The organism is Paenibacillus sp. V4I7 (genome assembly GCF_030817275.1).
In the GTDB taxonomy this organism is placed as follows: domain Bacteria; phylum Bacillota; class Bacilli; order Paenibacillales; family NBRC-103111; genus Paenibacillus_E.
Window position 1 is genome coordinate 8024279 of record NZ_JAUSZD010000002.1, and the last position, 12951, is coordinate 8037229.

Here is a 12951-nt window from a genome sequence, read left to right on the forward strand (position 1 = left end):
GAGGTTAATACGTTGGCTCACTCTCATCCAGTAAAAAAATACAGCGGTTTGATGGATTGGCTCACTACAGTCGATCACAAGAAAATCGGTATTCTGTACTTAATAGCGGGCGGCTTCTTCTTCCTCGTAGGAGGACTTGAGGCCATCTTGATCCGGATTCAACTTGCATATCCTGATCAACAAATTTTTATCGGCGATACATTTAACCAATTAACAACGATGCACGGAACAACGATGATTTTCTTTGCGGCTATGCCGATTATCTTCGCATTCATGAATGCCATCGTTCCTCTACAAATTGGTGCAAGGGACGTTGCGTTCCCTTTCGTTAACTCACTTGGTCTCTGGTTGTTCATAGCAGGTGGCGTCCTAATGAACACGAGTTGGTTCTTGGGTGGCGCACCAGATGCCGGTTGGACAGGATACGCTCCATTGTCCTCGATAACAGATAGCGGTTGGGGAGCAACAATCGAAAACAATTTGCAAGGTACTGATTTCTATGTACTCGGCTTACAAATTGCCGGTATTGGTACACTAATCGGTGGGATTAACTTCCTCGTTACCATCATTAACATGCGTGCACCAGGTATGACGTATATGCGTATGCCGATGTTCACGTGGTCTGCTTTCGTTACTTCTGGGTTGATTGTTCTTGCTTTCCCTGCGATTACGGTTGCCCTTGTGCTACTTATGTTTGACCGCATTTTTGGCGGAGCATTCTTCGATGCAGCCAGAGGCGGTAATAACGTACTATGGGAGCATTTATTCTGGATTTTCGGGCATCCTGAAGTTTACATTTTGATTCTTCCAGCTTTCGGTATCATTTCTGAGATCGTTTCAACTTTCTCGAAGAAACGTCTTTTCGGATATAGCTCCATGGTTTTTGCAACAGTATTAATTGGTTTCCTCGGTTTCATGGTTTGGGTTCACCATATGTTTACATCTGGTTTAGGTCCAGTTGCTAACTCCATTTTCGCGATTGCTACAATGGCGATTGCAGTTCCAACTGGTGTGAAAATCTTTAACTGGTTGTTCACGCTCTGGGGTGGACAAATTCGCTTCACAACAGCGAATATTTTCGCAACAGCTTTTATTCCGACCTTCGTAATGGGTGGAACAACTGGGGTTATGCTTGCCATTCCGGCAGCAGATTTCCAGTATCATGATACGTATTTCGTTGTCGCACACTTTCACTATGTTATCGTCGGTGGTCTAATACTTGGTTTGTTCGCGGGTCTTTACTACTGGTGGCCTAAAATGTTTGGACGTATGTTGAATGAAGGAATGGGTAAACTGCATTTCTGGTTGTTCTTCATCGGCTTCCATTTGACATTCTTCCCGCAGCATTTCTTGGGACTTATGGGAATGCCGCGTCGTGTCTTTACGTACCAACCGGGATATGATCTTGAAGTAGGTAACTTGGTTTCAACCGTAGGTGCCTTCTTGATGGGTATTGGTACATTAGTATTCCTTATCAACATCATTGCAACAGCAAGAAAACCAGTGTCGGCTCCGGCAGATCCATGGGATGGTCGTACATTAGAGTGGGCGATTCCTTCACCTGCACCTGAGTATAACTTCAAACAAACGCCGCTTGTTCGCGGTTTAGACGCACTTTGGAAAGAAAAAATGGCTGGTAATAAAGAGATGACTCCGGCAGAACCTGTAGGTTCGATTCATATGCCTTCCGCATCGATATTACCGCTTGTTATGTCCATTGGGTTATTCATTTCAGGCTTTGGCTTTATGTACAAAAACTATTGGGTAGCTGGCGCAGGTATCGTAGTTACATTTATCGCAATGTTCTTACGTTCGGTATATGACGATCATGGTTGGCATATTGAAAAAGAAGAGCTTGAAGATGACAAGGGGGTAAAGGCATGAGTACTCATCATACGGGCACACTGCCTGCTAATCCGGAAACGGCTACCCTCGAAGGGAAAAATAAAGTCCTAGGTTTTTGGTTATTCCTAGGTGCAGAGGTTGTATTGTTTGGTTGTTTATTCGCAACTTACATTGCGCTTCGGAACTCTGTTCCGGACGGTCCTACTGCGGATGAAATTTTTAACCTGAGTATCGTTGGGTTGTCTACATTCATTCTCTTAACAAGCAGCTTAACGAGTGTATTCGCGATTATCGCCATGCACAAACATAAGCTTGGTCAATTGTTATTCTGGTTAGGAGTTACGGTGTTGTTTGGTCTTGCATTCTTGGGGCTGGAGATCTATGAGTTCGTTGAGTATGTGCACGAAGGTCATAAGTTCACGACAAGTGCTTTTGCAACCTCTTTCTATACGTTAGTTGGGTTCCACGGGGCACACGTAGCATTCGGAATTTGTTGGATTACTCTGTTGATTCTACAGGGATTCAAAAAAGGTCTTACGGTTGTTACTGCACCTAAGTTTTATGTAGCAGCCTTGTATTGGCACTTTATTGACTTGGTCTGGGTATTTATCTTCACAGTCGTTTATCTGATGGGGAAGGTGGGTCACTAAGATGAGCAGCAATTCTCATGATACACACGCACCTAGCAAACGAGTTAAGCATGAATCACCTTTAAACCACTACTTGTCTTACATTATCTCGATTCTTCTCACGATGTTGGCATTCGCGGTTGTTCTTTATGGAGACTTGGATCGTTCCTTTATTTTAATCTTCATCGTTTCCTTGGGTATTGTGCAAGCAGTTATCCAGCTTCTGTTCTGGATGCATGCCAAAGAAAGAGGACACTTATTCCCGCTCATTTTTATCGGGGCAGGAGCGTTTGTAGCTTTAACAGGAGTTGTTACAGCGGTATATTGGATGTGGTGGTAAGAAAGCAGGAAGAGGCAACTTTGTCTAGACAAAGTGCCTCCTCTTTTTTTAGTTGAAAGGAGATAGAGATTAGCTATGAACCAAATTGGTGGATTTTTCGAGTTGTGGAATCCTGTTATACTGTTGGTGGTCGTCGTTGTCGGATATGTGTATAGTCGATTTGTCGCTAAGGGGAATGGGAATTTCGCAGATGCCGAGCCAGTTTCGGATAAACAGAAGCTATATTTCTATATGGGGCTTGCTCTGTTCTACATTGGACAAGGGAGTCCGATTAACTACATCGGTCATCATTATTTGTTTAGTGTGCATATGCTTCAGCAAACTATTCTCTATTTAATAGTTCCTATATTTATTTGGTTAGGAACACCTGCCTGGTTGCTCCGACTTTTCATGAAAAATCCAGTCTTCCGCAGCCTACTTTCCTTTTTCACGCGGCCTTTGATCGCACTGTTTTTGTTCAACATGCTCTTCTCCATCTATCATATGCCTTTTATTATGGACGGTTTGATGAAGAATGATGTGTTACTTTTTGGTTATCATACGATGCTTCTGTTTACTGCGCTCATGATGTGGTTCCCTGTATTTTGTCCACTTCCGGAGCTGAATCGCTTGAATGACCTGAAGAAATTGGCGTATATTTTCGGCAATGGTATGTTGTTGACACCTGCTTGTGCGCTAATCATTTTTGCGGATTCGGTCATTTATGATATGTATTCGAATGTCACTGTGCCTTTCGCACATTTATCACCTCTCGATGATCAGCAGCTCGGTGGTGTTATCATGAAAATCATCCAAGAAATCGTCTATGGAGCTACACTTGCCTATATTTTCTTTAGATGGTACCGTAGAGAGCGTAAAGAAGATGACGATATGGATCGTATTGAGGCACAAGAGAGCATGAATAAACAAGGCGGGAATTGGAATCGCGCTTAGAAAGGATTTATGGAGATGCACATTTTACCAACTATTTCTACGATGTTTATCGTTATCAGTGCCATATTTGTTGGTTTCGGCTGGTATCATATTGTGAGAGGGAATCGAGAAACACATCAAAAGCTGATGGTTCTTGGAGCAATCTTCGCAGTGGCGTTTTTCATCATTTACATGTCCCGTACCTTGTTTGAAGGAAACACGGCATTTGGCGGGCCTGAGAGTTTGAAGCTGCCGTACCATTTATTCTTGTTCTTCCATATTACGCTGGCAACGCTGGGTGGAGTTCTAGGTCTAATCACATTATGGTTTGCTTACAAAAATAAATTTCTAAAACATAAAAAAATCGGACGAGTCGCCGCGATTGTATGGCTGCTTACGGCGCCTACAGGCGTCATGGTATATGTTTTGCTGTATTTGATGTATCCAGGTGGAACAACGAAGCCAATGATTGATGCAATTTTTGGCTTGTAAGGAGAAGCTGAATGTGTGAGTTTTGCTCACATCATTCGGCTTTTTTTGTTCCGTTTTTTTCCAAATATTATGGTAAACTAATTCATGTACAAATCCTGTTTTCTAAGGAAGGTGGTTAATTGGTGACATATCCTTTGATCGTTGATCATGTTACGAAGCAATACGGGGAAAAAGCGGCAGTGAATGACATCCAGCTTCGCGTAAAGCAGGGAGAGATATATGGGTTGCTTGGGGCAAATGGAGCAGGGAAGACAACGACGATGCGGATGGTATTGGGTCTCATATATCCGGATCATGGAAGCATAAAGTGGAATGGTCAAGGCTATCGGGAAGAGCTGAGACAGCTGATGGGCTATTTGCCAGAGGAACGAGGTTTATATCCGAAGGTCAAAGTTAGCGAGCAGATCATCTATTTAGCGGAGCTTCGTGGTCTTTCCCGTAAACAAGCCGATGCAAGTTTGAAGCTGTGGTTGGAGCGATTTGATGTCCCCGAATACTACAACATGAAGGTGGAGGAGCTATCCAAGGGAAACCAACAGAAGATCCAATTCATCGCTGCGGTCATACATAACCCGGAAATACTAATTCTGGATGAAGCCTTTAGTGGACTCGATCCGGTGAATGTGGAGCTGCTGAAAACAACAGTGAAAAGCTTACGTGACGAGGGAAAGACGATTCTCTTTTCCAGTCATCGCATGGATCATGTGGAGGAGCTGTGCGAGCATATTTGCATTCTGCATCGTTCCAATACGCTTGTGCAAGGCAGCTTGAAAGATATCAAAGCAACGTTTCCTAAAGAAAGAATCATACTCGAAACCGAGGAATCGATTGAAGGTTTAGAGCAGCTCCAAGGCGTTACTGCAGTTGAAAAACATCTAACCGGTATGAGATACGCATTAATGATGCTGCTGCGGCGCAGTATATTCTCAGACATGCCATGGCACAGTCAAACGTATATCGGTTTCAGTTGATGGAGCCAACGTTAAATGAAATCTTTATTCAGAAGGTGGGGAGCGCACATGAATAGGATCATGACCGTAATTCAATTCACTTTCATGACCCGTTTTCGGTCCAAATCGTTTCGTGTGATGAGTGTGATTCTGATTGTACTATTATCCATTATGATTCATTTACCTGCACTTATTGATAAACTTTCCTCCCATGAAGCGACGAAGATTGGTGTCTTTGGAGGCAAACAAACAGAGCTTGCTGGTAAGCTAGCGGCATTTTATAAAAATCAACCGAATCCGGATATTGCCATTATTCCACTTCAGGATGCGGGCAATGCTGCAGCGAATGAAGCTTTAGGCAAGCAGCAAATTGCTGATAAGAAGATCAAAGGCTATTTGGAATTTACAGATGCAATTGCAGCTGGTTTTCCGAAAATCGTATATAAATCCGAAGGCACGATGGAATTTTCGTTAAAGGGCAAGCTTCAGACAGCTCTTCAGCTTATTAAAACAGACTCGGCCCTACAAGGAGCAGGTCTCGCGGCTGAACAAAAGGCTAATATTCAAGCGCCGGTTTCCTTAGAGACCGTGCAAATCTCTACGAATGACACGGCATCGTCTGGTAAAACAGAATCCCAAATGGTGATGTCCTACGCGCTTGTATATGCGATGCTATTTATGCTTTACATGGGGGTAATCGGCTTTGGCAACATGGTTGCGATGGAAATTACAGCAGAGAAAAGCTCTCGTGTAATGGAATTGCTTATCACTAGCGTATCACCACTCAAGCAGATGTTCGGTAAAATCATCGGGATCTGTCTGCTGGCTTTATCGCAAGTAGCTCTGCTGATTGCCGTAATAGCTATCAATATAAGTCTCTCTGGCAGCAGTAAACTAATTACGGAGCTGCACCTTAATTGGTCCGATCTACAAATATCGCTGATCGTATATTTCTTAATCTTTTACCTCTTGGGGTTCTTCGTATACGCAACTGTTTTTGCAGCTGTAGGTTCACTTGTTAGCCGTACGGAAGATGTGGGGCAGGCCATTATGCCAGTCACCCTGCTCATCGTGGCAGCCTTCATGATTGCCATGTTTGGACTGAACAACCCGAATGCCGGATTCGTTGTTACGATGTCATTCATACCGTTCTTCTCGCCACTTATCATGTTCCTGCGAATAGGGATGAGTAGTCCCTCTATTTGGCAAATATGGCTCTCCATCGCCATTCAATTGGCATCTATCGGTGCTATGGCTTGGCTTGCTGCTAAGATCTATCGCACAGGCGTGTTGATGTACGGCAAACGTCCTTCGTGGCGAGAGCTGCGGAAGGCGATGCGGGCCTATAAGGTGTAGAGAGATATCGTCTGCAGCAGCAGCAGCAGATTCAGTCAACGAAAAGTAGTTCAGGCGAGAAGTTTTAGCGTAAATTCCGATTCAACAGATTTAAATACATCAGCAAAAGGAACGGTATTTATCAAGGGAGATGAAGGAATTCCTGATCATGTACAGATTGTGCTTTGATTGAGATCGACCCTAATGATTGGGGTGGTGTTGCTTTCTATATCCCTGACAAATGGTATATTTCAAGCATCATAAGAAGTTATCCCGAAAATGAAACGCAATCCATAGTCCATTAGAAGTTGGAAGAGGAAGAGATCGCTATAAATCAACGGGAGGCGGTACAGGAACTGTTGTGATTGACATAGTTTCAGCCCTTCGGAAAACGAGGGGCTTTAGCATGCAAGTCTGCTAAATTCAAGTTGTTATTAAATTGAGGAGAATCATATGAATAAATGGATCGTAAATTCCCGTCAAAGGTGTTTGGAACAGGGGATGGACCCCAAGAAAATACCTAAGCCGGGCTTTAAGTTGTCAACATTACAACTTCATGAAGAGAAGGATAAATATAGGGATATCCTTGCTGTCACCAAATATTTTGCAGAAAAAATATTAGCATTCTTGTCGGGGACGCCTCATCTAATAGTTGTCAGTAATGACACTGGCTACATTTTAGATAACTATGGTGACAAGTCGATGAAGTCGATGATAAATCAATTAGGCATCCAAGATGGCATTAAGTTCGATGAAGAATTTATGGGGACAAACGTGGTAGCTCTGGCACTTCAAGAACAAAAGCCTATTCAAATTATAGGTGCCGAACACTACCATACGATGTTGGAGAATGCAGCTTGTTACTGCGTCCCGTTCCATTTCACAAATTACCACAACCTCTCAGGTGCTATTTCAATCATGACTTCTGTTGAGCATCATAATCATACTTATTTAGCACTGCTTGCAAATATGGTGGACTCTATTGAGCGAGAATTGTCACTACGCCTCACCAATCATAATCAAAACCTCATACAGCAGCTTGTAGTCGATAATATGCGAAATGGTATCATCATGACGGATGAGAGAGGAATCATTACAGAATTTAATGCTTACGCAGAAAAAATAACGGGAAGAAATCGTTTGAGTGTTACAGGGACACCGGTTTTTCCATTTGAACATTTTGGAGGTTATTTCTATCAAGCACTCAAATATCGTAAGCAGTGTGAAAATATCGAGCTCACTTTTCGTTATTCATTAGATCAAGAAAATGTGTGTCTCTTTGATGTGCTGCCAATCTTAAATGAACGTGGTGAATTGCTTGGTGCATTCGCTCAGTTTCGTGACATCACAGATCGAGTAATCTTGGAAAAGCAAATTATTAACTCGGAAAAATTCTCGGCAATAGGGAAAATGGCAGCTGGATTAGCTCATGAGATTCGGAATCCATTAACCTCTATTATTGGTTTCTTCCAACTCTTACAGCAGTCTAATGATCAACAAAAATTTCAGAAATACGTTGATTTAATTAATACGGAACTTCAAAGTATGAAACAGTTGGTCTCCGATTTTGTAGTTATGGCGAAGCCTAGTACTCCAGAGAGAAGAGCAATTGATATGAAAGAATTATTGAAAGACACCATACGCTTTATGGATAGTCAAGCCATTTTAAAAAACACTTCAATTACAGCTATCTATGATGACGAATTAACGATAGCGATGATTGACCCTTCTCAGATTAAACAAGTACTAGTTAACCTTCTTCAGAACGCAATCGAATCCATTGAAAAAAATGGATTTATTAAACTATGTACTGAGTTAGTTCCTGATAATCAAGAATTTAAGATCATCATTGAAGATAATGGCGTGGGAATGACGAAGCAAGAACTTGATCAAATCGTTAATCCATTTTTTACAACAAAAGAAAATGGTGTAGGTCTTGGATTATCTATTTGTTACCGTATCATTGAAAATCATAAGGGAAATATGACAGCTACCTCTCGTAAAGGATATGGAACTCGGTTCGAGGTTACATTACCGCTTGCATAGTAAAGAATGCAGAGGAGGGGAGCTTTTATCAATCAATGAAATAATATTTCGTTGATTGATTAATCGAATAACGTTTCAAAAGATGACGAACAATTTAGTAGACGGGATCCGTCTTCTTTTTTTGTTTAATTCTAGGCTGCCTCGATATGTACTACGTTGCACGGGATGTGCGGGATGCTAAGGCGAATCTAGCAGCCACTACGTTTGCTTGACCCAGTAAACATTGAGCAAACGCAGAACAATAGCAATTAAATAGTGGAAGCGGCAGTCTAGACACTTTATTTCACTCCTAGCCCGCCGCTGTTTCATTTATCGTCTCAGTCTTTTTGTAGGCTTCTGATTATCTAATTTAAAAAGCCGCGAAGGTTTTACAATTTCAGTCTGGGGTCAGCTAAAACAAATAAATTATTTGCATAAAGGATTGAGATATCGGAATAATAGTATCGTGTTTTTAAACACTAGCAGGTACAAAGGAGTCAAAAATGGAAAAAAGCGGGCACAAAACGGTTATCCATACTAAGGATCGAAACGAAATGAATGGTGATGAAGCAGCGATAATTCTGGATGGACAGGCAACTGAAAAGATTCCAAGTGAGCCAAGTCTAAAGGAACGAACAAAAGAGGTAATGGAGAACATAGGAACCACGATAAACAGTATTTGAGTTGAGGCAGGTCGTTAACGTAAGTTGAATCAATTGGATAACTTTAAAAAGGATTAATAACCCTAAGCACCCGTTGCGGTGCTTTTTCCTTTGCTTAGATTTATGGGCGGCCGTAACGACGTTGGCCTTTTTAAGCTAATAGGCAGTAAAGGGCAGAAATTGAAAAAATCATTCTTCTATTGACCGCATGTTTGATTAAATTTAGATGTAGTTACAAAGGATTGATTTTATGGTAATTGTAAGACTATTGGAACAGCAGGAATCAAAGTTCTCTCATCGCCCGTTTCATTATGCTTTACACAAGTATTCCATGATGACATCCCCCCTAAATAATATATTCCTCTAAACTTAAATTTCAAGGTATAACTTCAGCCTCTTTTATTAATTATATTGAAGGGTACACCCGAATAAAGGAGGCGAATAAATTGGACAACCAAAATAATATTCAAGATAAGACTAAACAAGTCGTTGACGCGGCAGCTCAAGCAGCATCGAATGCTGTAACACAAGCTGCAAACCAAGCATCGTCTTCTATCCAAGCACAAGCTTTAACTTCTCAAGCAACAGCTCAAACCGTAAAAACATTGAACCCTCATCAAACAGCTCAACAAGTTGAGCAACAAGCTCAGCAAACTATTCAACAATCTCAGCAATTGAATCAACAGGTACAACAACAATCTCAGCAAGTGACCCAACAAGCAACCCAAGCCCTTCAAACTGCGGTTCAAGCGGACCAATTGGCACAACAGGCTCATCAGCTCGCTGCAACTAGTGCACAACAACTACAACAAGCAGAACAAACCCTTCAACAAGCACAAAAAACTTTACAGCAAGAACAGTCCACTGCCACAACAATACAAAATCTTCAATAAAAAAGAATTTCCCTTCCTAAACTGGAGGCCACTGAAAAAGTCCCTCTTAAATGCAAAAGGTACAGAACCTCAAATTTTTGAGGTTCTGTACCTTTTTTCTATATAATTAAAGTATCAAATCGATTAGGTGAATGAGATGCTTCAACAACAATCAATGACAGGTGAAAAAAAGTCATTCATTACTCTTGATTCCCATCCGCTTCGGGGTAAAACGCGTGCTCAATATTGTCCATAATACCCTTGACCATTTCACTAATTTTATCTGTTGCTGCAATATTTTCTTGATCGGATGGAGTAGGAATACCTGCTGTCTCAAAAGCTGTTTGTTCAGTAATGTTTTTATCAGTCACGTTGAAACCTCCTTTTGAATTGATTTATCTATCCGTATAGTCCCCATCTATATACAAAATTACACACTGGATACAGACCTTGGTAACTTGGTAATAAATCTCGCATATCCATCCTTACTTTTGAGTAAATTCATACTGTTATACCTGGGCAAGTGCAATAAATCCTCTAGTATAAACGGGTATAGTTCATCCTTAAGTTCATCAAAGTTCTTCTTATCGCAACCTCGGGATGAGCGCTATGCAAGTGTCAACGAATTTTACGAGGACTGGCGGCGAGTTACTTTTTCCGTTCCGGCACGTAACGCTGCACAAAGCGAAATACCAGAAGGTTCAAGGCAAAAATGATCAAATAGATCGGACCCGAGTACCACAGCTTCCAGCCCTTATAGGTAAAGGCGTGAAACCAATAGGTTGAGATTCCTTCGAGCCCAACCGTTAATAGGCTGAATAAGAAAATATATCCGAAGAGACGCCATCCCGCAGGCATCCATTTTTTATAAAAGTGCAGCATGAAAAAAGGTGTAGGCGGATAGGTAAACAGATAGAGAATGATATCGAACCACTCGAATTCTGGCCGATCGCCGAAATCGTAAAGATCGAATGGCTTGACGCCGATGGAAAAATCGGCTGTAAATGCCAGCAATCCGTTAAACAGCCAAATGATAAATATGCTGACGAGAGACAGGCGGTTCGGCAGCAGCAAGAAAATACCCCACGAAAACACGGATATGATCAGGATGAACCATTCGTTTGCATCAAAGCGAATCGGAGGATACAGGATCATCGGACACCTCCTGCCATCGTAAAAATTTTCGCAATAACGCGAGAAACATAATGTAAATGGCAAGTAACGCAACATCTCTGATCCATACGTATTCCCATTTCCATTTAACAAATTGAACGGTGCCGCTTAGATGATACAAATACTGCACGCCCCAAAGGAGAACAACGGTGACTGCCAATGCTATCGCTTTAAGAAAAGGCTTTCCTGATTTGGAAAAGAGCACAAATAAACCAAACAGAATAAGGAGTGGAGCGAGGATAATCTGTTCCAGCTTCAATGCAATAAATTCGAACGGATTGTCACTCACATTCAACAGCCGCAGGTTCACGGTCAGTATGGCATAGGAGAACTGCTCTAGGGAAGCTACTAATAAGCCGCACGACAATATTTCCAGCGGATGCAGCGTCTTCCGTAGAACAGGAATCAATGCGATGCCGATCATGCTGATAAAAAAAGCGATAAGGAGAGTCGGCATTACAGGGTCCCCTTTCAGGTTGCGATTATCTTCTTACCATGCTCCAATTAATGGGGAAATATGTAACTTCGCGGTGTAGAGAGCTCAGGGTGCTTTTGGTTTTTGTAGGTTTTGTCGGGTGACAAGAACATAGTCCGATGAAGTTTAAATCGGCTGGTATGGATAAAGTTATCCAAGAAGCTCAGAAACAGTATAATGAATGGAAGAAGTCGAATAAATAAGGCTAGATACGTCAGGTTTCTGTCTCCGACAGCTCTTGGCTAAACGAAATAAACTCACGCATAGCATATGAGACGTAGTGATCCTTCGGCCAAATAATAACTAGATTCCAGGGAATAGAAGGCTCTGTTAAAGGTAACGTAAGTACTTCGGGACAAGTGATTTTACTGCAAATCGTCTCGGGTATGATGGAGATACCTGCATTCGAAGCAACCATTTCAGCCAAAAGGTCCCACTGCGAGCTTTCGTAGACAACGGAAGGATCGAATCCAACGGATCGACAGGCATGAATGACATGGTTTCGAACGGCATAGCCGCTTGGGAACAGGATAAAGGGTTCATTTCTAAGCTGCAAAAGAGATACGCTGGATTGCTCAGCTAGTGGATGAGAACGATGGATGATGAGCGCTAATTTTTGAAAGAGAAAAGGCAAGGTTTCAAAGTTAGACGTGTCTACAGGCCCAACCACAACTCCGAGATCAAGCTTTCGATTTTGCACAAGGTTTTCTACATTTTTAGCGCCTTCTTCGACAAGTTGGAAATGGATATTCGGATGTTTAATTTGGAACTTTGCGATAACTCGTGTAAAGAAAACGGAACCAACTACTGGGGGCAACCCGATGGTAATGGTTCCTTTTTTTAGGTTGGAGACATCATCTAATAGGTGATGAAGATCTTGGACAGCCTGAACGATGACTTGAATTTGTTGAACGGCGATCTCTCCCGAGTCGGTCAATTGGACATACTTACCTGAACGATCAAATAAAGTAGCGCCTAGTTCTTCTTCTATATTTTTCACCATTTTACTCAGTGTTGGTTGTGTGAGGTGAAGGGCTTCGGCCGCTTTGGTAAAATTCATATGTTTAGCAATTTCAAGCAGATAAGTTAACTGGCGTAAATCCAAAGGATCATCCCTCCCCGACCTATAACATTTTTTCATGATGGTCATTCCAAATATGAATTTTACCTCTTGAGAATCAGCATGTAAACTGAAATTAATCCAAATGTAATTTAAACGGTTTATTCATACCAGACAAGTT

14 protein-coding genes and 1 pseudogene are annotated in these 12951 nt (G+C 41.8%); 11 read left to right on the forward strand and 4 right to left on the reverse strand.

The window, feature by feature from the left end; all coding sequences use genetic code 11:
* Positions 1-12: 12 nt before the first annotated feature.
* The 10 genes and pseudogenes from ctaD to QFZ80_RS37625 all read left to right on the forward strand — a co-directional run bounded on the left by ctaD (position 13) and on the right by QFZ80_RS37625 (position 10083).
* Positions 13-1884 carry a cytochrome c oxidase subunit I gene (ctaD, locus tag QFZ80_RS37580; RefSeq protein WP_307550017.1) on the forward strand — a complete coding sequence of 624 codons (1872 nt, stop codon included), beginning with the start codon at positions 13-15 and terminating at the stop codon, positions 1882-1884.
* Positions 1881-2495: a cytochrome (ubi)quinol oxidase subunit III gene (locus QFZ80_RS37585; protein ID WP_307550015.1), complete on the forward strand. Its 615-nt coding sequence runs from the start codon at positions 1881-1883 to the stop codon at positions 2493-2495. The genes ctaD and QFZ80_RS37585 overlap by 4 nt, the downstream gene beginning before the upstream one ends.
* Before the next feature lies 1 nt (position 2496).
* Positions 2497-2814, forward strand: coding sequence for a cytochrome C oxidase subunit IV family protein (locus QFZ80_RS37590; protein WP_307550013.1), 318 nt, complete (start codon positions 2497-2499; stop codon positions 2812-2814).
* Between the two features lie 75 nt (positions 2815-2889).
* Positions 2890-3747: a cytochrome c oxidase assembly protein gene (locus QFZ80_RS37595; RefSeq protein WP_307550011.1), complete on the forward strand. Its 858-nt coding sequence runs from the start codon at positions 2890-2892 to the stop codon at positions 3745-3747.
* Positions 3748-3756: 9 nt separating this feature from the next.
* Positions 3757-4218 carry a DUF420 domain-containing protein gene (locus tag QFZ80_RS37600; protein WP_307550009.1) on the forward strand — a complete coding sequence of 154 codons (462 nt, stop codon included), beginning with the start codon at positions 3757-3759 and terminating at the stop codon, positions 4216-4218.
* 122 nt (positions 4219-4340) lie between these two features.
* Positions 4341-5245 (forward strand): annotated as a pseudogene (locus QFZ80_RS37605) (ABC transporter ATP-binding protein).
* On the forward strand, positions 5238-6524 hold the full coding sequence (locus QFZ80_RS37610; RefSeq protein WP_307550007.1) for an ABC transporter permease: 1287 nt from the start codon (positions 5238-5240) through the stop codon (positions 6522-6524). Before QFZ80_RS37605 ends, QFZ80_RS37610 begins: the two are co-directional and overlap by 8 nt.
* 432 nt (positions 6525-6956) lie before the next feature.
* A complete protein-coding gene (locus tag QFZ80_RS37615; protein WP_307550005.1) occupies positions 6957-8549 on the forward strand; it encodes an ATP-binding protein in 1593 nt (530 codons plus the stop codon).
* 482 nt (positions 8550-9031) lie between these two features.
* Positions 9032-9211, forward strand: coding sequence for a hypothetical protein (locus QFZ80_RS37620; RefSeq protein WP_307550004.1), 180 nt, complete (start codon positions 9032-9034; stop codon positions 9209-9211).
* Positions 9212-9636: 425 nt separating this feature from the next.
* Positions 9637-10083, forward strand: coding sequence for a hypothetical protein (locus QFZ80_RS37625; protein WP_307550002.1), 447 nt, complete (start codon positions 9637-9639; stop codon positions 10081-10083).
* A 179-nt stretch (positions 10084-10262) separates the two neighbouring features.
* Here QFZ80_RS37625 and QFZ80_RS37630 read toward each other — a convergent pair whose 3' ends face one another.
* From QFZ80_RS37630 to QFZ80_RS37640, 3 genes are all read right to left on the reverse strand, one after another.
* The gene (locus tag QFZ80_RS37630) at positions 10263-10433 is read right to left on the reverse strand and encodes a hypothetical protein (protein ID WP_307550000.1); all 171 of its coding nucleotides are present in this window, start codon (positions 10431-10433) and stop codon (positions 10263-10265) included.
* Between the two features lie 277 nt (positions 10434-10710).
* Positions 10711-11217 (reverse strand): hypothetical protein, encoded by a 507-nt coding sequence (locus QFZ80_RS37635; RefSeq protein ID WP_307549999.1) that lies wholly within the window; start codon positions 11215-11217, stop codon positions 10711-10713.
* Entirely contained in the window at positions 11189-11692 is a 504-nt protein-coding gene (locus QFZ80_RS37640) for a hypothetical protein (RefSeq protein WP_307549997.1), read from the reverse strand. The genes QFZ80_RS37635 and QFZ80_RS37640 overlap by 29 nt, the downstream gene beginning before the upstream one ends.
* A 137-nt stretch (positions 11693-11829) precedes the next feature.
* Between QFZ80_RS37640 and QFZ80_RS39270 the strand changes: the two genes are divergently transcribed.
* Positions 11830-11913, forward strand: coding sequence for a DUF3502 domain-containing protein (locus QFZ80_RS39270; RefSeq protein ID WP_373460463.1), 84 nt, complete (start codon positions 11830-11832; stop codon positions 11911-11913).
* 11 nt (positions 11914-11924) lie between these two features.
* On the opposite strand, the gene QFZ80_RS37645 is transcribed toward QFZ80_RS39270, so the two are convergent.
* Entirely contained in the window at positions 11925-12815 is an 891-nt protein-coding gene (locus QFZ80_RS37645; protein WP_307549996.1) for a LysR family transcriptional regulator, read from the reverse strand.
* Positions 12816-12951: the final 136 nt, after the last annotated feature.